This window comes from Streptomyces sp. NPDC014734, assembly GCF_043083325.1.
Taxonomy (GTDB): domain Bacteria; phylum Actinomycetota; class Actinomycetes; order Streptomycetales; family Streptomycetaceae; genus Streptomyces.
This window is the reverse complement of sequence record NZ_JBIBYN010000015.1, coordinates 39,793-62,338: the sequence shown is the minus strand read 5'-3', so window position 1 is coordinate 62,338 and position 22,546 is coordinate 39,793. Positions and strand designations below refer to the sequence as shown.

Annotated in this window: 20 protein-coding genes; 12 read left to right on the top strand and 8 right to left on the bottom strand. The window is 72.5% G+C overall.

Going from position 1 to position 22,546, the window contains the following annotated elements; genetic code table 11:
• Window positions 1-54 precede the first annotated feature (54 nt).
• Window positions 55-1,512 (top strand): catalase, encoded by a 1,458-nt coding sequence (locus ACF1CT_RS23065; protein WP_391785801.1) that lies wholly within the window; start codon window positions 55-57, stop codon window positions 1,510-1,512.
• Between the two features lie 329 nt (window positions 1,513-1,841).
• Here the strand turns inward: ACF1CT_RS23065 and gcl are convergent, their stop codons facing one another.
• Window positions 1,842-3,626, bottom strand: coding sequence for a glyoxylate carboligase (gcl, locus tag ACF1CT_RS23060; protein ID WP_391785800.1), 1,785 nt, complete (start codon window positions 3,624-3,626; stop codon window positions 1,842-1,844).
• 332 nt (window positions 3,627-3,958) lie between these two features.
• Between gcl and ACF1CT_RS23055 the strand changes: the two genes are divergently transcribed.
• The 3 genes from ACF1CT_RS23055 (at window position 3,959) to ACF1CT_RS23045 (ending at window position 5,599) form a co-directional block, all read left to right on the top strand.
• On the top strand, window positions 3,959-4,678 hold the full coding sequence (locus tag ACF1CT_RS23055; RefSeq protein WP_391785799.1) for a hypothetical protein: 720 nt from the start codon (window positions 3,959-3,961) through the stop codon (window positions 4,676-4,678).
• 68 nt (window positions 4,679-4,746) lie between these two features.
• Entirely contained in the window at window positions 4,747-5,283 is a 537-nt protein-coding gene (locus tag ACF1CT_RS23050; protein ID WP_391785798.1) for a GNAT family N-acetyltransferase, read from the top strand.
• A gap of 94 nt (window positions 5,284-5,377) precedes the next feature.
• Window positions 5,378-5,599, top strand: coding sequence for a hypothetical protein (locus ACF1CT_RS23045; protein ID WP_391785797.1), 222 nt, complete (start codon window positions 5,378-5,380; stop codon window positions 5,597-5,599).
• A gap of 25 nt (window positions 5,600-5,624) precedes the next feature.
• Here the strand turns inward: ACF1CT_RS23045 and ACF1CT_RS23040 are convergent, their stop codons facing one another.
• Both ACF1CT_RS23040 and ACF1CT_RS23035 read right to left on the bottom strand, forming a co-directional pair.
• Entirely contained in the window at window positions 5,625-7,232 is a 1,608-nt protein-coding gene (locus ACF1CT_RS23040; protein WP_391785796.1) for an AMP-binding protein, read from the bottom strand.
• Window positions 7,229-8,905 (bottom strand): AMP-binding protein, encoded by a 1,677-nt coding sequence (locus ACF1CT_RS23035; protein ID WP_391785795.1) that lies wholly within the window; start codon window positions 8,903-8,905, stop codon window positions 7,229-7,231. Before ACF1CT_RS23035 ends, ACF1CT_RS23040 begins: the two co-directional genes overlap by 4 nt.
• Window positions 8,906-9,037: 132 nt before the next feature.
• On the opposite strand from ACF1CT_RS23035, the gene ACF1CT_RS23030 reads away from it, so the two are divergent.
• Window positions 9,038-9,883, top strand: a complete 846-nt coding sequence (locus ACF1CT_RS23030) for a response regulator transcription factor (protein ID WP_391785794.1) — start codon at window positions 9,038-9,040, stop codon at window positions 9,881-9,883.
• A gap of 51 nt (window positions 9,884-9,934) precedes the next feature.
• Here ACF1CT_RS23030 and ACF1CT_RS23025 read toward each other — a convergent pair whose 3' ends face one another.
• Window positions 9,935-11,107, bottom strand: a complete 1,173-nt coding sequence (locus tag ACF1CT_RS23025; RefSeq protein ID WP_391785793.1) for a winged helix DNA-binding domain-containing protein — start codon at window positions 11,105-11,107, stop codon at window positions 9,935-9,937.
• Window positions 11,108-11,364: 257 nt separating this feature from the next.
• Here ACF1CT_RS23025 and ACF1CT_RS23020 point away from each other — a divergent pair, with 257 nt between their 5' ends.
• Window positions 11,365-12,240 carry a DMT family transporter gene (locus ACF1CT_RS23020; RefSeq protein ID WP_391785792.1) on the top strand — a complete coding sequence of 292 codons (876 nt, stop codon included), beginning with the start codon at window positions 11,365-11,367 and terminating at the stop codon, window positions 12,238-12,240.
• 116 nt (window positions 12,241-12,356) lie between these two features.
• The gene (locus ACF1CT_RS23015) at window positions 12,357-12,782 is read left to right on the top strand and encodes a cold-shock protein (protein WP_391785912.1); all 426 of its coding nucleotides are present in this window, start codon (window positions 12,357-12,359) and stop codon (window positions 12,780-12,782) included.
• 55 nt (window positions 12,783-12,837) lie between these two features.
• On the opposite strand, the gene ACF1CT_RS23010 is transcribed toward ACF1CT_RS23015, so the two are convergent.
• On the bottom strand, window positions 12,838-13,068 hold the full coding sequence (locus tag ACF1CT_RS23010) for a DUF6296 family protein (protein WP_376242373.1): 231 nt from the start codon (window positions 13,066-13,068) through the stop codon (window positions 12,838-12,840).
• 266 nt (window positions 13,069-13,334) lie between these two features.
• Between ACF1CT_RS23010 and ACF1CT_RS23005 the strand changes: the two genes are divergently transcribed.
• From ACF1CT_RS23005 to ACF1CT_RS22995, 3 genes are all read left to right on the top strand, one after another.
• Window positions 13,335-13,787, top strand: coding sequence for a DUF5709 domain-containing protein (locus tag ACF1CT_RS23005; RefSeq protein ID WP_391785791.1), 453 nt, complete (start codon window positions 13,335-13,337; stop codon window positions 13,785-13,787).
• A gap of 243 nt (window positions 13,788-14,030) precedes the next feature.
• Entirely contained in the window at window positions 14,031-14,393 is a 363-nt protein-coding gene (locus ACF1CT_RS23000; protein ID WP_391785790.1) for a nuclear transport factor 2 family protein, read from the top strand.
• Between the two features lie 254 nt (window positions 14,394-14,647).
• Window positions 14,648-17,092, top strand: coding sequence for an endonuclease/exonuclease/phosphatase family protein (locus tag ACF1CT_RS22995; RefSeq protein WP_391785789.1), 2,445 nt, complete (start codon window positions 14,648-14,650; stop codon window positions 17,090-17,092).
• A gap of 79 nt (window positions 17,093-17,171) precedes the next feature.
• Here the strand turns inward: ACF1CT_RS22995 and ACF1CT_RS22990 are convergent, their stop codons facing one another.
• The 3 genes from ACF1CT_RS22990 to ACF1CT_RS22980 are packed head-to-tail and all read right to left on the bottom strand — an operon-like array spanning window position 17,172 to window position 19,575.
• On the bottom strand, window positions 17,172-18,074 hold the full coding sequence (locus ACF1CT_RS22990; protein ID WP_391785788.1) for an alpha/beta fold hydrolase: 903 nt from the start codon (window positions 18,072-18,074) through the stop codon (window positions 17,172-17,174).
• Window positions 18,075-18,094: 20 nt separating this feature from the next.
• Window positions 18,095-19,345 (bottom strand): beta-ketoacyl-[acyl-carrier-protein] synthase family protein, encoded by a 1,251-nt coding sequence (locus ACF1CT_RS22985; RefSeq protein WP_391785787.1) that lies wholly within the window; start codon window positions 19,343-19,345, stop codon window positions 18,095-18,097.
• Entirely contained in the window at window positions 19,342-19,575 is a 234-nt protein-coding gene (locus ACF1CT_RS22980; protein WP_391785786.1) for a phosphopantetheine-binding protein, read from the bottom strand. Before ACF1CT_RS22980 ends, ACF1CT_RS22985 begins: the two co-directional genes overlap by 4 nt.
• 331 nt (window positions 19,576-19,906) lie before the next feature.
• Here ACF1CT_RS22980 and ACF1CT_RS22975 point away from each other — a divergent pair, with 331 nt between their 5' ends.
• Window positions 19,907-20,635 (top strand): nitroreductase family protein, encoded by a 729-nt coding sequence (locus ACF1CT_RS22975; RefSeq protein WP_391785785.1) that lies wholly within the window; start codon window positions 19,907-19,909, stop codon window positions 20,633-20,635.
• Between the two features lie 282 nt (window positions 20,636-20,917).
• The gene (locus ACF1CT_RS22970; RefSeq protein WP_391785784.1) at window positions 20,918-22,471 is read left to right on the top strand and encodes a peptidoglycan-binding protein; all 1,554 of its coding nucleotides are present in this window, start codon (window positions 20,918-20,920) and stop codon (window positions 22,469-22,471) included.
• Window positions 22,472-22,546: the final 75 nt, after the last annotated feature.

Below are 22,546 nucleotides of genomic sequence, written 5' to 3'. Positions count from 1 at the left end.
ACCGTCGCAGTTCCGCACCTCAGCAGATCCCGTACGGAAGGTCGCCCCGACACCATGACGCAGCGTGTGCTTACGACCGAGTCAGGCGCCCCGGTCGCCGACAACCAGAACTCCGCCACCGCGGGTGCCGGCGGCCCGCTCCTCCTCCAGGACCAGCATCTGCTGGAGAAGCTGGCCCGCTTCAACCGTGAGCGCATCCCGGAGCGCGTGGTCCACGCCCGCGGCTCCGGCGCTCACGGCTACTTCGAAGTCACCGACGACGTCACGGAGTTCACCCACGCCGACTTCCTGTCCTCGGTGGGCAGGCGGACCGAGACGTTCATCCGCTTCTCGACCGTCGCCGACTCCCTCGGCGGCGCGGACGCGGTGCGCGACCCGCGCGGCTTCGCCCTCAAGTTCTACACGGACGAGGGAAATTACGACCTGGTCGGCAACAACACCCCGGTGTTCTTCATCAAGGACCCGATCAAGTTCCCCGACTTCATCCACTCGCAGAAGCGCGACCCGTTCACGGGACGTCAGGAGCCGGACAACGTCTGGGACTTCTGGGCCCACGCCCCGGAGGCGACGCACCAGGTCACCTGGCTGATGGGCGACCGCGGCATCCCCGCCTCGTACCGCCACATGAACGGGTACGGCTCGCACACCTACCAGTGGACGAACGCGGCGGGCGAGGCGTTCTTCGTCAAGTACCACTTCAAGACCAACCAGGGGATCCGCTGTCTGTCCGCCGAGCAGGCGGCCGAACTGGCGGGCAAGGACGCCACGTCGCACCAGACGGACCTGCTCCAGGCCATCGAGCGCGGAGTCAACCCGTCCTGGACGCTGTACGTGCAGGTCATGACGGCCGCCGAGGCCGCGGACTACCGCTTCAACCCGTTCGACCTGACCAAGGTCTGGCCGCACGGCGACCACCCGCTGCGGCGGGTGGGCCGGCTGGTCCTCGACCGCAACCCGGAGAACGTCTTCGCCGAGGTCGAACAGGCCGCGTTCTCGCCGAACAACTTCGTGCCGGGCATCGGCCCGTCCCCGGACAAGATGCTCCAGGGCCGGCTGTTCGCGTACGCGGACGCGCACCGCTACCGGCTGGGCGTCAACCACACCCGGCTCCCGGTGAACGCGCCGCGCACCCCGGTCGTCGACAACTACGGCCGCGACGGGCTGCACGCCACCCGCAACGGCACCCGCCACGACAAGAACTACGAGCCCAACTCCTACGCGGGCCCCGCCCAGACGGACCGGGCGCTCTCCGCCCCGCTCGCGATCCACGGCTGGACCGGCACCCACGCGGCGCCCGCCCACATCAAGGACGACGACTTCTTCCAGGCGGGCGAGTTGTACCGGCTGATGTCCGAGGAGGAGAAGGGCCGCCTGGTCGCCAATATCGCCGGGGGCCTGTCCCGGGTCACCCGGGAGGACGTGATCGAGAAGAACCTCGCCCACTTCCGCGCCGCCGACGCCGACTACGGCCGACGCGTGGAGGAGGCCGTCCGCGCCCTGCGCGAGGACTGAGAGCCCACCGAGCCCTGTGCGCGGCGCGTACCCGGATGAGGGGTGGTACGCGACGCGGACAGGACGAGGTCGCGGCGGCGTGCGACGCCAGTGCGGTGGCGGGGCCTGCGGGGTCCGTTCCCCGATCCGAGGGGGACGACCGCCGCCGGTCCGGGCCGCCGCCGCGACCCTCGATCCCTCCGCCTCACCACCCGCGCCGGGGCGCGGAGTACGGACCTGGTCCCGTGCTCCGCGCCCCTTCGTCGTGTGCGGGCCCGTCGCCGGGGCGGCACACGGGGCGGCCCGTGCCCCGGACCGGGGAGCACGGGCCGCCCCTGGGGGCCGACGTCTCAGGACACCGCGAGCGGACGGATCGCGGTGGGCGCGTGGCCGGACTCGGTGGCGAGGTCCTCGAACTCGTTGACCGACGCGATGTCCGTGCCGCTCATCGCGATGTTCGTCACGCGCTCCAGGATCGCCTCGACCACCACCGGCACCCGGAACTCGGCGGCAAGCCTCTTCGCCTCCTCGAACGCCGGCAGCAGCCGGTCCGGCTCGGTGACCCGGATCGCCTTGCAGCCGAGCCCCTCGACGACCTTGACGTGGTCGACGCCGTACCCGCCGATCTCCGGCGAGTTGAGGTTCTCGAACTCCAGATTGACCTGGAAGTCGATGTCGAAGGCGCGCTGGGCCTGACGGATCAGCCCCAGGTAGGAGTTGTTCACCAGGACGTGGACGTACGGAATGCGGTGCTGCGCGCCGACGGCGAGTTCCTCCAGCATGAACTGGAAGTCGTAGTCGCCGCAGAGCGCGACGACGGAGCCGTCCGGATCGGCGGTGGCGACGCCCAGCGCGGCCGGGACGGTCCAGCCGAGCGGGCCCGCCTGGCCGCAGTTGATCCAGTGGCGCGGCCGGTACACGTGCAGCAGCTGCGCACCGGCGATCTGCGAGAGGCCGATCGTGGTGACGTAGCGGGTCTCGGGGCCGAAGGCCCGGTTCATCTCCTCGTACACCCGCTGCGGCTTCAGCGGCACGTCGTCGAAGTGCGTGCGGCGCTGGAGGGTGGCCCGGCGTTCCTGGGTGGACGCCGCCCACTGCGAGCGGTCCCTGAGCCTCCCGGCCGCCTTCAGCTCGCCCGCCACCCGGACGAGGAGTTCCAGCGCGGGCCGGGCGTCGGAGGCGATGCCGAGGTCGGGGGCGAAGATCCTGCCGAGCTGGGTGGGCTCGATGTCCACGTGCACGAAGGTGCGGCCGCGGGTGTACACGTCCAGCTTCCCGGTGTGGCGGTTGGCCCAGCGGTTGCCGATGCCGAGGACGAAGTCGGACTCCAGGAAGTTCGCGTTGCCGTATCGGTGCGAGGTCTGCAGACCGACCATCCCGGCGTTCAGTTCGTGGTCGTCGGGGAGGACGCCCCAGCCCATCAGCGTCGGCACCACCGGAACGCCCGTCAGCTCGGCGAACTCGACGAGGAGTTCACAGGCGTCGGCGTTGATGACGCCCCCGCCCGCGACGATCAGCGGACGCTCGGACGCGTTGAGCATCTGGACGGCCCGCTCGATCTGCTTGCGCGACGCCGCGGGCCGGTGCACCGGCAGCGGCTCGTACAGGTCGGGGTCGAACTCGATCTCGGTGAGCTGGACGTCGATGGGCAGGTCGACCAGGACCGGGCCGGGGCGGCCGGACCGCATCAGGTGGAACGCCCGCTGGAACACCCCCGGGACCTGGGCGGCCTCGAGCACGGTCGTGGCGGACTTGGTGACGGGCGCCGCGATCGAGGCGATGTCGACCGCCTGGAAGTCCTCCTTGTGGAGCACCGCGGTCGGAGCCTGGCCGGTGATGCAGAGGATCGGGATCGAGTCGGCGGAGGCGGAGTACAGACCGGTGATCATGTCGGTGCCGGCCGGTCCCGACGTGCCGACGCAGACGCCGATGTTCCCCGGGCGAGCCCGGGTGTAGCCCTCCGCCATGTGCGAGGCGCCCTCGACATGGCGGGCGAGCGTGTGGCGGACCCCGCCGGAGGCCTTGAGGGCCGCGTAGAAGGGGTTGATCGCCGCGCCCGGCACACCGAACGCGTGGCTGACGCCTTCTCGTTTGAGGATTTCGACTGCCGCTCGGGCAGCGGTCATTCGAGGCATTGAGTGCTCCTGCTCGGACCGGGTGGAGTCGGGCTCTGTCGCGCCACCTGAGAGCACCAATTCCGCATGGACCACTTCCGCACTATTTCCGTATCGCGGAAAATGGATTCTGTTATACGGAAGTCAATTTAAGGTGCTGCCGAACGGTCGTCAAGGGACGCCGAGCGGGCGGCGGCCGTCGGCACGTGGACGCGCGAAGTACGCCGAACCGCCTCCGGGGCACGCGCGCGTGATGGAGCATGGGCCCCGGAGCGATGCCCCCGCCGCCGCGCCCGCGGGCCCGGACGGCGAGACGCCCGGGGGAAAGTGGGGCGGGGACGAGGGAGGACAGGGTGGAGTCGGTACCGGTGCGCTGCCCGGTCTGCCATGCCGCGCACACGTACGGCACGCAGGCCTACCCGTGCCCCTGCGGAGCGCCGACCGCCCCGCCGGTCCTGCGCGGCGCTCCGGTCGTACCGCTCACCCACCGCACCTGGGACGACGACTGGGTGGCCGTGCGCTGCGGCGCCTGCGGCCGTCTCGACCAGTGGCCGCGGCCGGAGTTGTGCTGCCCCTGCGGGACGGTGCTGCGGATACCGGTCGCCCCGGCACCGACGCCCCTCGGCGATCCCGGGGCCGCCGACGGCACCCGGGTGTCCCCCGGACCGCCGCCGCACACCGCGGCGGCGCCCCGGCCCGCCTTCCGCCCCCGACCGGTCCGCACCGCACACGACGCCGTCACGAACGCCGCCGGATACCTGCGCCTGCTGGGCTACCACGACGCGTCCCGGCCGGGCGGCGCCTCCCCCGCCCGGATCGATCTGCGGGCCGACGGCCTGATCGCCCGGGTGGACACCGGCGGTCGGCCGACCGCGCTGCGCGACGTCGAATGCCTGTGGCTGAACGCCCTGTCCGCCTCCGTCGCGTGCGTGTTCTTCTCTCTCCCCGGATACGCGCCGGACGCCGGGGAACGGGCGGACGGACTCGGCGTCCCGCTCTTCGTGATGGACGGCACGGGAACACCCCGGCCGGTCAACGGGCCGGCGGACGAACTCGTCGACGCCAACGCCTGACACCGGCAGGCCCCGGGGGCGGGGCCCCCGTCCGCCCGGGGTTCCGCGGCGGACGCCATACTGGCCCCATGCGCATCCGTACCGCCCGCCGCCCCGATCTCCCCCTCCTGCAGGACATCGAGCGGGACGCCGGCGAGCCCTTCCGCGCGCTGGGCATGGCAGCCATAGCGGACGACGACCCGCCCCCGCTCGACCTGCTGGAACGCTACCGGCGGGCGGGCCGCGCCTGGGTGGCCACGGACCCCGCCGACCGCCCGGTCGGCTATCTGATCGCCGACCCGGTCGACGGCGCGGCCCACATCGAGCAGGTCTCCGTCCATCCGTCCGCCGCCCGGCGCGGGATCGGCTCCGGGCTCATCGACCATCTCGCCGGATGGGCGGAGCGTCAGGAGCTGACGGCGCTCACCCTGACGACATTTCGCCACGTCCCCTGGAACGCCCCGTACTACGCCCGGCTCGGCTTCCGCGCGCTCGACGACGCGGAACTCACCGACGGCCTGCGGAAGATCAGGGCGGAGGAGGCGGAACACGGCCTGGACCGCTGGCCGAGGGTCTGCATGCGACGCGAACTCCCGCACACCCGGGAGGACCGCGCCCCGGCGTAACCGGCCGGTCGCACCGAGTGCGATCGGTCACGTTCAGGCCATGGGAGCGCATATGTTCGGTGCATTGTCGGTGGCGGGCCCTAAAGTGGTGCACATGGTCTTAACTCCACGGCACACGCCACCCACCGTCGCCGCGCGCCCGCCCCGGTCGGCCCGCCCGTCCGCCGCCGCGGCGAACGAGGCGATACGGGCCCTGGTCGACGCGCGGGCCGGGCAGGACTGGTCCTCCGTGGAGTCCGCCGCCTACGAGGTACTCCTGATCGAGTGGGCGGCGGCGACCCGGGGCAGGGCGGGCGACATCATCGAGGCCGCCTGACCGCACCCGGGCCGCGGGCCCCGCGCTACGCGCCGTAGCCCTCCCGCAGTTCGATCTTCCGGACCTTCCCGCTGACCGTCATCGGGAAGGCCTCCAGGATCCGGAGCCGGCGCGGGATCTTGTAGTGCGCCAACTGCTCCCGGCAGTGGTCCGTCACCTCGTCCAGGGTCGGCGGGGCGGCCGGGTCCCTGGGGATGACACAGGCCAGGACCTCCTCGCCGTAGGTGTCGTCCGGCACCCCCACCACCTGCACGTCCGCGATCTTCGGGTGGCCGTGCAGGAATTCCTCGACCTCGCGCGGATAGACGTTCTCGCCGCCCCGGATGATCACGTCCTTGATCCGGCCGACGATCTCCACGTAGCCGTCCGCGCGCATCACCGCGAGGTCCCCGGTGTGCATCCACCGGCCGGCGTCTATCACCTGCGCGGTGCGCTCGGGATCCTCCCAGTAGCCGAGCATCACGCTGTAGCCGCGGGTGCAGAGTTCGCCCGCGGCGCCGCGCTCCAGGGTCACCCCGGTGACCGGGTCGACGACCTTGACCTCCAGGTGCGGCATCACGCGGCCGACCGTGCCGGTGCGGCGTTCCAGGTCGTCGTCGCGGCGGGTCTGGGTGGAGACCGGTGAGGTCTCCGTCATGCCGTAGCAGATGGAGACCTCGTCCATGTGCATCTCGGCGACGACCCGCTTCATCACCTCGACCGGGCAGGGCGATCCGGCCATGATGCCGGTGCGCAGCGAGGACAGGTCGTACGCGGCGAAGTCGGGGAGGTTCAGCTCCGCGATGAACATCGTGGGGACGCCGTAGAGCGAGGTGCACCGCTCCTGCTGGACGGCGGCGAGCACGGCCGCCGGTTCGAAGGCGGGCGCAGGGATGACGATGCAGGCACCGTGCGAGGTGATCCCGAGATTGCCCATGACCATACCGAAACAGTGGTAGAAGGGCACCGGCAGACAGACCCGGTCCTGCTCGGTGTAGGCGATCAGCTCCCCCACGAAGTAGCCGTTGTTGAGAATGCTGTGGTGGGAGAGCGTGGCGCCCTTGGGGAAGCCGGTGGTACCGGAGGTGTACTGGATGTTGATCGGGTCGTCGCAGGACAGCCCGGCCTCCCGGTCGGCGAGCTGGGCCGACGTCACGGAGGGTGCCACGGACAGCAGTTCGTCCCAGGACGGGTCGCCGATGTAGTGCACGGCGCGCAGCGCGGGGCAGTCGGCGCGGACCGCACCGACCAGAGCCCGGTAGTCGCTGGTCCGGTGCGAGAGCGAGGAGATCAGGAGCGAGATCCCGGCCTGCTGGAGCACGTACCCCAGCTCGTGCGCCCGGTAGGCGGGGTTGATGTTGACCATGACGGCGCCGATCCGGGCGGTGGCGTACTGCGTGAGCACCCACTCGGGGCAGTTGACCGCCCAGATCCCGACCCGGTCGCCCTTGGCGATACCGGACCCCATCAGCGCACGGGCCAGTTCGTCGACGGCGGCGCCGAACTCGGCGTACGTCCAGCGCCGTCCCGAGGCGACGTCGACGAGCGCCTCGCGGTCGCCGAACGCCTCGACGGCGCGGTCGAGGTTGCGTCCGATCGTGTCGCCGAGCAGCGGCGTGGTGCCGGTGCCGTGGGCGTAGGAGAGTTCGGTCATCGCAGGTCCCCCTCGTCGTACTCGGTGCCGGCGCCCCGGGCGGTGTGCTCGCGCAGCTCGATGCGGCGGATCTTGCCGGAGACGGTCTTGGGCAGGTCGGCGAACTCCAGCTTGCGGACCCGCTTGTACGGGGCGAGGACCGACCGGGAGTGGTCGAACAGCACCTTCGCGGTGTCGGGGCCGGGCTCCCAGCCCTCCGCGAGCACGACGTACGCCTTCGGCACCGCGAGCCGCACCGGATCGGGGGCCGGGACGACCGCGGCCTCGGCGACCGCCTCGTGCTCCAGCAGGGCGCTCTCCAGCTCGAACGGGGAGATCTTGTAGTCGGACGCCTTGAAGACGTCGTCGGCCCGGCCGACGTAGGTGATGTAGCCGTCCGCGTCGCGGGAGCCGATGTCGCCGGTGCGGTAGTAGCCGCCCGCCATCGCCTCCGCGGTGCGGTCCGGGTCTCCGTGGTAGGCGGTCATCAGGCCCACCGGGCGGTCGGACAGGTCGAGGGAGATCTCGCCCTCGGCGGCGCCGGGCTCGCCGGTCACCGGGTCGAGGAGCTCGATCCTGAAGCCCGGACTGGGCCGCCCCATCGACCCGGCCTTCAGGAGCTGGCCCGGTGTGTTGGCGACCTGGACGGCGGTCTCGGTCTGGCCGAAGCCGTCGCGGATGGTGACGCCCCAGACGCGCCGCACCGTCTCGATGACCTCCGGGTTCAGCGGTTCCCCGGCCGCCACGACCTCGCGCGGCGGGTTCTTCAGCTGGGAGAGGTCGGCCTGGATGAGCATCCGCCAGACGGTGGGCGGGGCGCAGAAGCTGGTGACCCCGGAACGGTCCATCTCGGCCATCAGCCGGGCGGCGTCGAAACGGGTGTAGTTGAAGATGAAGACGGTCGCCTCGGCGCTCCAGGGCGCGAAGAGGTTCGACCAGGCGTGCTTGGCCCAGCCGGGCGAGGAGATGTTGAGATGCACGTCCCCGGGCTTGAGGCCGATCCAGTACATCGTCGACAGGTGGCCCACCGGGTAGGAGACGTGGGTGTGCTCGACGAGCTTGGGGCTGGCGGTCGTGCCGGAGGTGAAGTAGAGCATCAACGGCTCGTCGGCGTCCGTCTCCCGGTCCGCCTCGAAGGTCTGCGGCTGGTCGTCGGCGCCGGTGTACGACCGCCAGCCGGGCACGTCCGCGCCGACGGCGATCCGGGTGTAGGCGCCGGGCACCTCGGCGAACTTGGCGGTGTCGGCGTCGCGCACCAGGATGTGCCGGACCCGGCCGCGCTCCACCCGGTCCCGCAGGTCGACCGGGCCGAGGAGCGGGGTGGCTGGGATGACGACGGCGCGCAGCTTCATCGCGGCGAGCGCGGTCTCCCACAGCTCGACCTGGTTGCCGAGCATGACGAGGATCCGGTCGCCGGCCCGCACGCCCTGTGCGCGCAGCCAGTTCGCTGCCTGGTTGGAGCGCGCGGACATCCGGGCGAAGGACACCTCGGTGCGGGTCCCGTCCTCCTCCACGATGTGCAGGGCGGTGCGGTCGTTGTTCTCCGCGATGACGTCGAACCAGTCGAGCGCCCAGTTGAAGTGGTCGGTCCGGGGCCAGCGAAAGCCCTCGTAGGCCGCTTGGTAGTCCTCGCGGTGCCGCAGCAGAAAGTCCCGGGCGGCCCGGAACGTTTCCGTCGCGTTGGTTGCCGACATGTGCCCTCCTCATTGCGGACCGGACCGGTCGCTTAACATCATGTAAACAGTGACCCAGGTCTCACCACCCCCGAACGGGGGTGCGCCGAGCGGGGCCGCCGAGCCCTTGGGGCCGGGCAGAGAGGCGTCAGCGTGCCGGAACCCGTCGATGCGGTCGAGATGCAGTCAGCCCTGTTGCGGCTGCGCCGGACCAGTGGACTGCCCGTGGCCTTCGGCGGGCTCCTCTCGGACGCCCGCCATGCCCGGATCGCCGAACTGAACGGTGCGCAGACCGCTGTTCTGCGCGGGCTCGTCATCTCGGCGGGCAGCGGCCTGGGCGGGAAGTCGATCGCGCTGTCCCGCCCGTGCGCCGTGACCGACTACCGTTCCTCGCGCCACATCAGCCACGAGTACGACATGGCGGTCGCGGCGGAGGGGCTGCGCTCGGTGGTCGCGGTGCCCGTCGTCGTGCGGCGCAAGGTGCGCGGTCTGCTGTACGGGGCCCTGCGCGAACCGCTCGCGCTCGGGGACCGCATGTTCGACGCCGCGGTCGCGGCGGCCCGTGACGTGGAACAGGCGCTGGTCGTCCGGGACGAGGTGCAGCAGCTCCTCGCGGTCACCCGGGAACGGGCGACGGACCCCGGGGCCACCGCGCCGGAGGCGTGGGAGGACGTCCGGGAGGCCCATCGGGAGCTGCGCACCCTGGTCCCGAAGGTCGTCGATCCGGCGCTGCGCGAGGAGTTGCTCGCGGTGTGCGGGCGGCTCGCCGCGGCGGCCGGCGGCCGGGGGCCGGTGCCCGGCGGGATACGCCTGGCCCCGCGCGAACTCGACGTGCTGGCCTGTGTGGCGGCGGGCACGACCAACGCGGTGGCGGCGGAACGGCTGGGGCTGAGGCCGGAGACGGTGAAGGGGTACCTGCGCGCGGCGATGCGCAAACTGGGGGCGCACACCCGGCTGGAGGCGGTGGTGGCGGCGCGGCGTGCGGGGCTGCTGCCCTGAACGAGCCCGCCGGGGCCCGCCCGGGGAAGGGCGCCCGCCGTGGCGCTTCGCTCACCGGTCGAAGTCGATGAACTCCGCGAACCGGATGTCGTGTCCGCCCGCCGCGCCGCTCCCCGTCGTCATCGTGGCGAGCATCCGCCGGGCCTCCTCCGTCACGGCGTCGCGGTCGGCCGGGCTCAGCGCGCCGAGCGGCTGCACGGTGAGCGTCGTCGCCGTCGGCCCCGCGCCGACGCCGTCCGCTACGGTTCCGGGACCGCCGAACCGCCAGATCGCCGCGAGGAACCCGTCGACAAGGACCGTTCCGTAGGACTGGTTGCCGTTCCCGTTGCGGCCCCGGTACCGGGGCGGGATGACTCGCGTGCGGTCGGCGTGGCCCAGCAGCACGTTGTCGAACTCGGGGAGGAAGCGCGGCGGGGCGGGGACGTCCGGGCCGGGGCGCGGGGCGTCCGGCAGGTCGAAGAGTTCGACACCGTTCTCGTCGCGGAAGGTCATGAGGCGCGGCCTCAGCCGTTCGAAGACCTCCCGCAACCTGGTGAGTCCGGCCCAGGCCTGCATGTCCTGCACGGAGGCGGGTCCGAAGGCTCCGAGGTAGCGCAGCACCGCGGCGTCGGGCGCGGGAACCGGCTCCGCCGGTCTGCCCAGCCAGTGCTCGACGGTGGTGAGCGCGACCCGGCCGCTCCTCCCCCACACTCCGCGCGGGGTGACCTGGACCAGCGGCAGCAGACAGCGGGCGGCCACGCCCAGCGCCTGCGGGTCGGCGGAGGGCCACTCGGCGAGCAGTGCCTCGCGGATCTCCTTCGGGGTACGGGGCCGCTCCTCGACGAGTTCCCTGGCCACGGCGGCGAGCCGGGTCGTGTCCACCCCGACGAGCCCCTTGCGGAACGTCCTGAGCTCGCGGTCGCGGGCGGCCTGGACGAGCGGGCGCAGACAGAGCGCGTCGGCCGCGGTGTGCAGGTGAATGGTGGAACGCAGGGTGACGATCCGGACCACGTCGCGGGACTCCATCAGTGCGGCGAGCCCGGCGGGGTCGAAACCGTCCAGGCGGGCGCGGAGCTGGTAGTACGGCGGTTTGGTGTTCTGCGCCTGGAGGCCGACCAGGTGCTCGACCGCGGCCTGCGCGGACATCCGGCTGCGGCGCAGCAGCAGCTGGCGTGCCAGCGTGGCGCGACCGAGTTCCCGCGGGCCGAGAACCCGGGGTGCGGCAGTGGTCTTCGTCGTGGTCATGGACGGCACGCTACGGGGACTCGCGGACAGCTTCGGTCCGCGAGGACGGTCGCACCCGTGCCCCGGCCCACCGTGCGGCCCCGGGGCCTCCGGCCCGGCGGTGCCCGGTTCCCTCCTCCCGGCCCCTGGGGCCCGGCCGCCGGGCGGCTCCCGGGTCCGGTCCGGTACGGCCGCGGATCGCGTGAATCCGCACGACCCGCCGTGCCCCCGGGCCGCAGGACCCGGGATCGCGGCCCCGCGACCCTCATCATGGGCGGGTGATCAGTGTCCTGTTCGCCGTCCTGACCGCGTTCAGCAACGGCGCGGCCTCCGTGCTGCAGCGCCGCGCCGCCCGTGACGCCCCCGCCAGCGAGGCGATGCGCCTCTCGCTGATCGGGCACCTGTTGCGCCAGCGGGTGTGGCTGGCCGGGATCTGCATGGTGATCGTCGCGGCCGTCTGCCAGGCAGTGGCACTGGCCACCGGGCCGATCGCCGTGGTCCAGCCGATCTTCGTGATCGAACTGCCGATCACACTGCTGCTGGCGGGGTTCGCCATGCGGGTGCGGCTGCCCAGGTCGCTCTGGTACGCGGTGGCGGCCATGACGCTGGGGCTGGCCCTGGGCATGGCGTCGGCGGCGCCGGGCGGCGGCGGCACCTCCGTGCGGGGCGCCGTCTGGGTGCCGACGCTGATCCTCACCGGAGTCTTCGAGGCCGTGCTGATCGGCGCGGCCCTCGGCACCCGGGGCAATGCCCGGGGCGCGCTGCTCGGTCTCGCCGCCGCGTGCGGGTACGCCCTGACGGCCGCGCTCATGAAGGACGCGATGGCGCGGCTGGAGGGGGGCGGCGGAGCGGTGGCGCTGCTGACGTCCTGGCAGTTGTACGCCACCGCCGCGGCCGGGGTGGGGGCTCTGTTCCTGCTCCAGAACGCCCTGCAGGCGGGCATGCTGGTCGCGGTCCAGCCACCGTTGACACTGGGGGACGCGCTGATCAGCGTCCTGTACGGGGTGACGCTCTTCGGCGAGCACCTGCGCACCGGGTGGTGGCTGGTGCCGGAACTGGTCGCGATCGCCCTGATCGCGCTGGGCACCGTCCATCTGGCCCGCTCCCCGCTGGCCTCCGGAACCGCGCCGCCGCCCCCGCGCGGGCTCCGTTGAACCGGCCGGGCGACTCGCGGACCGGGTCGCGCCCCCACAACCGCACAGGCTATTCTCCGGTCGAGCCATGTGTGGCGACGGGCAAGGGGCCCGGTTTCTTTTTCTTGGGGGTTGGTGTGGTTTCTGGTCGCGTGGTGCGCTTCGACAGCACACGAGGATACGGTTTCATCGCGCCGGATCATGGCGGTGAGGACGTCTTTCTCCACGTGAACGACATGTTGATCCCGGAGTCCTACGTGCATGCGGGCACGGCGGTGGAGTTCGAGATCGAGGACGGTGACCGCGGACTCAAGGCGTCGTCCGTCAGACTCGCCGAAGGGGCCGACGGCAAGCCGCTGACCCCGCCGCGGTCCGCGGCCGGACACGCCTCCGGTTCGACGGATGACGACACCCTGTGCGACGTGCTCAGCGCGGCCGCGTACACCAAGGAGGTGACCGAGATCCTGCTGGACTCCGCCCCGTCGCTGACGGGTACGCAGATCCTGCAGGTCCGGGGCGCGTTGCTGCAGTTCGCGAAGAACCACGGGTGGACCGAGGGCTGACAGGCACGACACGGGCCCGTCCGGAGAAGGACCTTCCGGGCGGGCTCTCGGCATGTCAGCCGCTCGGTTCGCGCACCACCAGTGGCGTTCCGAGTACCTGATGGCCACCGCTGGCCAGCATGCGCACCTCTCCCCGGTCACTGATCTCGGCGCGGACGATGCCGGTCTCGTCCTCGTAGATGGGGTATCCGCCCGCGCCCGACTGCGTCGTGCGCCGGACGGTCACCGTGTCGTCCTCCACGGCGAACGCCTGAAACACCAGCTCGTAGCTCTCCGGGTAGTCCATGGCGGTTCTCCCGAGTGCCGATGGCGGCAGGGCGTCGTTCACCCGCCGCTTCCATCGTCCCTCGGTCCGGCCGTCCGCGCCCGGGGGACGTTCCACCGCTGCGGACTCGCGCCCGGTCCACTTCAGGCCGTTATCCTGAACCCATACAGGCGCTTCGATCACTTCGGCGCACCTATCGCAGGTAAACCGCATGTACGACCCGTTTCACCCGAGTCGCGTGCCCGGCACGCACGGCCGGGATCCCCGGAACCGGGAAGGGACAGACCATGAAGGATGCCGAGATGGGGGATGACGTCTACCAGCCCCAGCAGCCGGAGGCATCCGACCTCACCGAGCAGCTCGGCATCGAGGACATCCTCGACAACCGCGGGCTGACCGACCTGCTCGACGAGGGCTATTCGCCGCCCGAGCGGCCGTGGGCGGTGGAGGACCGGGGCACCACGGCGGCCGAGCAGCACCGCGGCGAGCCGTTGGAGGGCCGGCTGGCGCGGGAGCTCCCCGATGTCACCGCGGCCGACGGCGACGCCCTGGGCGACCTTTCCGACGGTGACGGCGAGCTCCGGGACGCGGAGGTGGGTACGGTGCGTGCCGGCCGTCTCACCCGGCAGCTCGACATCGACGAGCCGGACACGCTGGCGGCCGAGGACGTCGGCATCGACGGAGCGGCCGCGTCGGCCGAGGAGGCGGCCGTGCACGTGGTCCCCGACAACGAGGTGTGACGGACCGGCCCCGGCACCCTCGATCCCACGGGCCGCGCACCCCTGATCCCACGGGCCACGGGCCGCGGGCCACACCCCCGGGCTCACGGGCAGCAGCGGCCCCGGCACCGGGGCCTTCCGGGCAGCAGCTCCGCCCATGACCTCACAGGTAATCGACGCACCGCCCACCGCGGGAGATCGTGTTTCCCACCGGCGCACACGAATCCCGGCCCGAAGGCCGGGACGCCACGAGAGGACAACACGATGACCGCACACAAGGACGCCGTCAGCCGTTACTTCGACGCCTGGAACGCGGCCCCCGAGGACCTGGAGAAGGCGGTGGCGGCCGCCTTCACCGAGACCGCCGCGTACACCGACCCGTTGGCCGACGTGCGCGGTCACCGGGAGCTCGCGGCCGCGATCACCGGGGCCCACCAGCAGTTCCCCGGCTTCGTGTTCCGGCCGCTCGGCGCCCCCGACGGGCATCACGACCTGGTGCGCTTCGGCTGGGAACTCGTCTCCCCCGACGGCTCGGCGCCCGTCGCCGGGTCGGATGTGATCGCCCTCGCCGCCGACGGACGCATCGCCACCGTCAGCGGCTTCCTCGACCGGGTTCCCACCGTCTGACCGGTGGCCCGGGCCGGGCGTCCGGGCCGTCGAAACCCACGTGGTGACCGACGGCCCGGCGCAGCGCCCGGAGCGGCCGGCCCGACGACCCGGGCGGCCTCGCTCCTCCCGGACGGCGCTCCCCCGCTCCGCTCCCGCGCTCCCGGCGGCGGCCGTACTCCGTCGCGATGTACGGAATTCACTTCTGATGTCTTGTCAAGGCTGGTTCTACGCGCATAGCTTTTGCCCTCACCAGACTTCGGGAGCAGTCCACCGTGCACATATCCAGACCCCGTTCCGTCCTGCTGGCCGGCGCCGTCGCCGTGACGCTGTCGGCCACCGCGCTGCCCGCCGCCTTCGCGGCTCCGTCCTCGACCGCCGTGATCTCCGAGGTGTACGGCGGCGGAGGCAACTCGGGTGCCCCGCTCACCCGTGACTTCGTCGAACTCGCCAACGCCGGTACCGCCGCGTACGACCTGTCGGGCTTCAGCGTGCAGTACCTGCCCGCCGCCCCCTCGGCCGGATCGCTGTGGCAGGTGTCCGCGCTGACCGGCTCGCTCGCCCCCGGTGGCCGTTACCTGGTCGCCCAGGCCGCGGGTACCGGCACCGCCGCCGCCCTGCCGACCCCGGACGCCACCGGCACGGTCGCGATGTCGGCCACCGGCGGCACCGTCGCGCTGGTCTCCGGCACCACCCCGCTGACCTGCAAGACGGCCGCCGACTGCGCGGCCGACACCCGGATCGTGGACCTCGTCGGCTACGGCTCCGCCGTCGTCCGCGAGGGCGGCGGCCCGGCCGCCGGGGCGTCGAACACCGCCTCGGTGGCGCGCGCGGCGTCCCTCGCCGACACCGACGACAACGCCGCGGACTTCGCCGCGGGCGCGCCGACGCCGGTCAATTCGGCCGGTGAGACCTCGGGCGGCGAGGGGCCGCCGGACCCCGGCGGCCCGACCGAGCCCGGCACCGTCCGCATCCACGACATCCAGGGCACCACCCGGGTGTCGCCGCTGGACGGCCGCCAGGTGACCGGAGTTCCGGGCATCGTCACCGGCGTCCGGTCCACCGGTTCGCGCGGCTTCTGGATCCAGGATCCCTCGCCGGACGCGGACCCCCGCACCAGCGAGGCGGTGTTCGTCTTCACCGGCTCCACCGCGCCCCAGGTCGCCGTGGGCGACTCGGTACTGGTCAGCGGCAAGGTGGACGAGTACTACCCGTCGACGACCAGCCAGTCGGTCACGGAGATCACCGCCCCGAGGACGACGGTCCTGTCGTCGGGCAACCCGCTGCCCGAGGCGGTGGTGCTCGACGCGGCCTCGGTGCCGGACGCCTACGTGCCCTCGGCGGACGGCGGCTCGATCGACACGCTCCCGCTCCAGCCGTCGGTGTACGCCCTCGACCTGTACGAGTCGCTCGAAGGCACCCGCGTCCGCGTCACCGACACCCGGGTGACGGGCGCCACGAACACGTACGGCGAGATCTGGGTGACCGTCAAGCCGGACGAGAACCGGACCCGGCGCGGCGGCACGCTGTACGCCTCGTACGACGACCAGAACACCGGCCGCATCAAGGTGATGTCGCTCGACGCGAACCGGCCGGTCCCGACCGCGAACGTCGGCGACGTGCTGTCCGGCACCACCACCGGCGTCATGGACTACGCGTCGTACGGCGGCTACAGCCTCCAGGCCACCGAGCTCGGCACCCGCACCGACAAGCACCTGCGGCGCGAGGTCACCCGGAAGCAGAAGGGCGGCGAACTCGCGGTCGCCACGTACAACGTGGAGAACCTCGACGCGCTGGACGAGCAGGCGAAGTTCGACACGCTCGCACAGGGCGTCGCCGTCAACCTCTCCTCCCCGGACGTCGTGTCGCTGGAGGAGATCCAGGACGACAACGGCGCGGTGAACGACGGCACGGTCGGTTCCGAGGCCACGCTGAAGCGGTTCACCGACGCGATCGTGGCCGCGGGCGGCCCCCGGTACGCGTGGCGGTACATCGCCCCCGAGAACAACAAGGACGGCGGCGAGCCCGGCGGCAACATCCGCAACGTCTTCCTCTTCAATCCCAAGAGGGTCGACTTCGTGGACCGCGCGGGCGGCGACGCGACGACGGCCGTCTCCGCGGTGCGGACGAAGAAGGGCGTCACCCTCTCGGTGTCGCCCGGCCGGATCGCCCCGAACAGCGATGCCTGGGCCGACAGCCGCAAGCCGCTCGTCGGTGAGTTCCGCTTCCGCGGCAAGCCGGTCTTCGTGATCGGCAACCACTTCGCGTCCAAGGGCGGCGACCAGCCCCTGCACGGCCGCTACCAGGAGCCGCGGCGGAGCTCGGAGACCAAGCGGGTGCAGCAGGCGACGGAGGTCAACACCTTCGTCAAGTCGCTGCTGGCGGCGGACGACTCGGCCCGCGTCATCACGCTCGGCGACCTGAACGACTTCGCGTTCTCCCCGACGGTGAACGCGCTGACCAGCGGCAAGGTGCTCAAGCCGCTGATCGGCACGCTGCCGGCGAACGAGCGGTACAGCTATGTGTACGACGGCAACTCGCAGACGCTGGACCACATCCTGACGAGCCCCGGAATCCGCCGCTTCGACTACGACGTCGTGCACATCAACGCCGAGTTCGCCGATCAGGCGAGCGACCACGACCCGCAGATCGTGCGCGTGGACGTCGGCCCCCGGCATCCCGATCACGGCCACGGCCGGCCCGGACACGGGCGGCACTGATCCCGGGGACGTGTGAACGTCCCCTGTCATGGCGGGGGCGGCCGGCCGCCGGGTGCCCCCGCCCCTCATGGCCCGGCGGTCACGCCCGCCCCACCGGACTGGAGCCGCGTACCGGCTGGTGCGGGAGGGCCGCCAGTCCCGGCGCCTGTTCCAGCGGCCGGTCGGTGAAGAAGCGGGCGACGAGATCGGCGACGTCGTCCGGGCGTTCCAGGACCACCCAGTGGTCGGACTCCCCGATCGTGACGAACCTGCTGCCCTCGATCGTGGCGGCGAAGGCGCGCTGCCGCTCGGGCGACGTGACCGTGTCGTGCTCGCCCGCGAAGACGAGGGCGGGCACGCCGGTCAGACCGCCCGAGAAGTCCGGCCGGTGCTCCAGCGGACGCAGCAGCGACCGGGCGGCGTGCGGCGAGTGGGTCAGGGCGTGCAGGAAGGAACGCCGCACGTAGCGCTGGGCCAAGTCCCGCCGGTGGACCCGCCGTTCCCGGTCCTGACACATCAGTGCCGCGGCGGCCAGTGCGGCGAGCCCCGCCATGTCGTCGGCCGCGAGCCGGTCCACGGCCCGGCGCCAGTCGTCCCGCTGGCCGTCGCTGATGTGCGAGGGCACCCCGCCGAGGATCAGCCGGGCGACCCGGCCGGGTCGGTGCCGGGCGCAGCCGAAGGCGATCGAGGTGCCGTAGGAGAACCCGAACAGGTTGACCCTCGGTACGCCGAGGTCGTCGATGATCCCGGTGACGGCCTCGCGCAGGAGACCGTCGTCCGACCCCGCCGGGAGCGGATCCGCGTCGCCCATGCCGGGCAGGTCGGCGGTGACGACGGAGGCGAACGGACCCAGGTGGTCGTCCATCTGGGGCCAGCCGTGGATGCCCTGGAGCGCGCCGCCGAGGACGACGACCGGCTCGGTGCACGGGGCGGGCTGCGCGAGGACGCGGTAGCGGTAGCGCAACCCGCGCACCGACAGGGTCCGGATGATCTCCTCGGCCATGACGGCTCCTCGTTTCCGGGTCAGGCCCTGGTGAGGACGAGTGCGGCGTTGTGACCGCCGAATCCGAGCGAGGTCTTGACCGCCGCGTCGAACGCCGCGGCCCGGGCCTCCTTGCGCACCACGTCGACCGGGATGCCGGGGTCGGGGGCGTCGAGGTTCGCGGTGGGGGGCACGAGCTGCCGCTCCAGCGCCAGCACGGTGAGCGCGGTCTCGATCCCCCCGGCGGCGCCGAGGGTGTGTCCGGTCATCGCCTTCGTGGAGGTGATCAGGGGGTGCTCGCCGAGGACCCGGCGCAGCATGGTCCCCTCGATGAGGTCGTTGGAGACGGTCGAGGTGCCGTGGGCGTTGACATGGCCGATGTCGGTGGCGTCGACTCCCGCGTCCGCGAGGGCGGTGCGCAGCGCGCGTTCGATGCCGCGCCCCTCGGGGTCCGGGGCGACGGCGGAGTGGGCGTCGCTGGAGGCCCCGTATCCGGCGACGTGCGCGCGGACGGTGGCGCCGCGGGCCCGGGCGTGCTCCGGGCGTTCCAGTACGAGGAGTCCGGCGCCCTCGCCGATGACGAAGCCGTCCCGGTGGGTGTCGAACGGGCGGCAGGCGGCCCCGGGGTCGTCGCGCCGGGTGGAGACCGCCTTCAACTGGCAGGCGCTGGCGAACAGCAGACGGGAGCAGACCGATTCCGCGCCGCCCGCGACGGCGATGTCGCAGGCGCCGGAGCGGAGCATCTGGTGGGCGGTGCCGATGGCGACCGTGCCGGAGGAGCACGCGGTGGAGACGGCCTGGCTCGGGCCGAGGGCGCCGAGGTCGGTGGCGACGCTGCTGGCCGCGCCGTTGACGACGGTGAGCGGGGCGAGCTTCGGGGAGACGCGGCGCGCCCCGCGCTCGGTGAGGAGGGTGTGCTGTTCGTCGTAGAACGGAAGCCCGCCGTGCGCGGAACCGATGATCACGGCGACCCGTGCGCCGTCCCAGGCCGAGGGGTCGAGACCGGCGTCCGCGACGGCCTCGCGGGCGGCGAGGACGGCGAGTTGGGAGAAGCGGTCCATCAGCCGGACGACGGCGATCCCGAGCCCGGCCCGGGTGTCGAGACCGCTGATGGTGTACATGAAGTCGCAGGGCAGGCCTTCGAGTTCGGGCCTGCGCAGGACATTCGGCGCGGTGTCGGCCCCGGTGACCGTGCGCCAGGTGGCGTCGGCCCCGGTGCCCGCCGCGGTGACCAGGCCGATCCCGGTGACGGCGGCGGCGAACGGGGCGGGGGGCCCCGGACGGGCCGTCACGCGGCGGCCTTCCGGTGCACGACGGCCACGAGTTCGGCGACGGTGTCGCGCGAGGTGAGCGGTACGTCGTCCAGGTCGATGCCCAGTCGTTCCTCGATGAGGAGCCGTAGTTCCTCCAGCGCCAGGGAGTCCAGGCTGAGTTGACGGAGCGCCATCTCGGGACGGATGGCCCGGGGGTCGGTTCCGAAGTTGGCGACCAGCAAGGTGTTGATCTCTTCCGCGGTGCTCATACGGCACTCCTGCGCTCTCGTACGCGGTGACGCCCTGCCGCGTGAGGGGTGAGTGCCATTCGGGGACGCCGGCCGGTCCGGAGGAACCCTTTATACGCCTTCGTGAAGGAGGTTCCGTTCCGCGTTCCCCCGTGCGGAGGGCTGTCGTCCAGGCGTGCGATTCCTGCGGCCCCGGAGGGGCGACACGCAGGAGGGAACAGGGGCGTACGGGTCACCGTCGAAGGCCGACCGGCCCCTTTCCCCAGGCCGTCCCGCGCGCACCCGCCCGTCCGTCCCGATGGCCGGACTCCCCCCTGCCATCGGCCGGATTTCGCCCGTAGACTCCGCGATCATGACGACACATATACCGACGGATGCCGCCGGAACCGGTGAACCCGCGCTCTTTCCGACCATGTCCACCATGCGCGCCATGCGCCGCCTGAAGCCGGATCCGGTGCCCGACGAGACGCTGGAACGACTCGTGCAGGCCGCGGTGTGGGGGCCGAGCGGCGGCAACATGCAGTGTTACGAGTACGTGCTGGTGACGGACCGTGAGGTGATGGCCCGTCTCGCGCCCCTGTGGAAGCGGTGCGTGGACGCGTACCTGGCGACCACCGGGAAGTACGCGCCCGAGGGCATGGACGACGCGGCGTACGGGCGGATGGTCGCCGCGATCGAGTACCAGCGCGACCATTTCGCCGACACCCCGGCACTGATCATCCCGTGTTACCGGTTCCCGGAGCCCCGGCTGGACGAGGAGGGGATGCAGGCGTCCGCGCGGGCACTCGGCCCGGCCGGGACCGAGCACATGATGAACACCCAGACCCGGTTCCAGGCCCTCGCGGAGGGGTCGTGCGTCTACCCCGGCGTGCAGAACATCCTGCTGGCCGCGCGGGCGCTGGGGCTCGCCGCGAACATCACCATCTGGCACCTGATGCTGGAGCAGGAGTGGAAGGAGGCGCTCGGCATCCCCGAGGACATGCACACCTTCGCGGCGATTCCGGTCGGCCGGCCGCAGGGCAACTTCGGCCCGGTGCGGCGCCGCCCGGTGGCGGACGTCATCCACCGCGACCGCTGGTAGCGGCACCCGCCCGGCCCCGGTCGCCCACCGGGGCCGGGGACCGGGTACGGGGCGACGGCCGCGCCCCCGGTTCACCGGGGGGGGGCGCACGAGCGCCCGGCGCCGCCCCGCGCGCAATCCGACGGTCCGTCAATGGCATTCGGGTGAAGGAGCGTTGGGACGCGGCCACAAGATTGTCATGGCCTGAACACATCGATACGCTGAACGCGCTCCGGCCCCTCGGCCCACCCCACTCGGGCCCCGGGGCCGTTCACCTCTCCCCCACACAGAGCAGGAGCAGGCATGCCCCGACGAGCAGCCGTCCGCACCAGGGCCCGCGCGTCCGCCCTGGCGGCCCTCACCGCCACCGTCCTCGCCGCGACCGGCACCCCGGCCCTCGCCGCCCCCGACGACGACCGTCCGATGAACCGGGCGTTCGCGCGGGCGGCCGAACGGTTCGACGTGCCGCGTGATCTGCTCGCCGCCGTCGGCTACGGCGAGACCCACCTCGACGGCCACGCGGGGCGTCCCAGCCAGGCGAACGGGTACGGGGTGATGCACCTCGTCAGCAATCCCGTGAACCGGACGCTGGAGCGGGCCGCCGCGCTCACCGGCGCGTCCCCCGCGGGCCTGCGCACCGACACCGCGGCCAACATCATGGGCGGCGCGGCCGTGCTGCGCGGCTACGCGGACAAACTCGGTCTGGACGCCCGGGACCGCGACGACCTCGACGCCTGGTACCCGGTCGTCGCCCGGTACAGCGGAGCCCGGGGGGCGACCGCCGCCCTCTACGCCGACACGGTCTACACCTTCCTCGCCGACGGCCTGGACGCCGTCGTCCCCGGCGGGGAGAAGGTCTCGGTGACCGGTCGTCCGGTCGCGCCGCAGAAAGGCGCGACCGCCTCGGCCGAGGTGCGTGCCCAGAGCCCCGACTACCCGTCGGCGCTGTGGGTCCCGGCCCACACGAACAACTACGCCGTCGGCCGTTCGGCGAAGATCGACAAGGTGATCGTGCACGTCACGCAGGGCTCGTACGCGGGCTCGATCAACTGGTTCCAGAACCCCGCCTCGGAGGTCAGCGCGCACTACGTGGTGCGCTCGTCGGACGGCGAGATCACCCAGACGGTGCGCGACAGCGATACGGCATACCACGCGCGCAGCGCCAACGCCTCGGCTCTCGGCATCGAGCACGAGGGGTTCGTCGACGACCCGTCGTGGTTCACCGACGCGATGTACCGCTCGTCGGCGGCGCTGACCCGCTATCTGTGCGACCGGTACGGCATCCCGAAGGACCGGGCACACATCATCGGGCACAGCGAGGCCCCCGGCAACGACCACACCGACCCCGGCCCGCACTGGGACTGGGCGCGCTACATGGAGCTGGTCGGCGGGACCGACGGCGGCGGCACCCCGGCCGACGGGCTGAGTTTCGCCGCGTACGCCACCCAGCGCAGCGGCTCCGCCGGACCGCAGGTGTCGGCGGTGCAGCGGCTGCTGGGCGAGCAGGGGCATTCCGCGGGCGCGGTGGACGGCGATTTCGGCCCGGCCACGCAGCAGGCGGTCACCGCGTACCAGGCGGCCCACGGGCTGGAGGCGGACGGCGTCGTGGGGGCGAGGACCTGGACCGCGCTGCTGTCGGCCGGTGCGACGCCGCCGCTGGAGCAGGGCGCCTCGGGCGACGGGGTGAAGCGGCTCCAGCGCGCGCTGACCGCGGCCCTCGGATCGACGGTCGCCGTCGACGGGAGTTTCGGCCCGGCGACGGTGACGGCGGTGCGCGGCTACCAGACGAACCGCGGACTGGACCCCGACGGCGTCGTGGGGCCCGCCACCTGGGCCGCGCTCCAGGCCGGCCGCTGACGGCGGGGCCGCCTCGCCGGGACGGGCCGGTGGGGGACGGCGCCGATCACGCGCCGCCCCGCCCCGCCCCCGCCG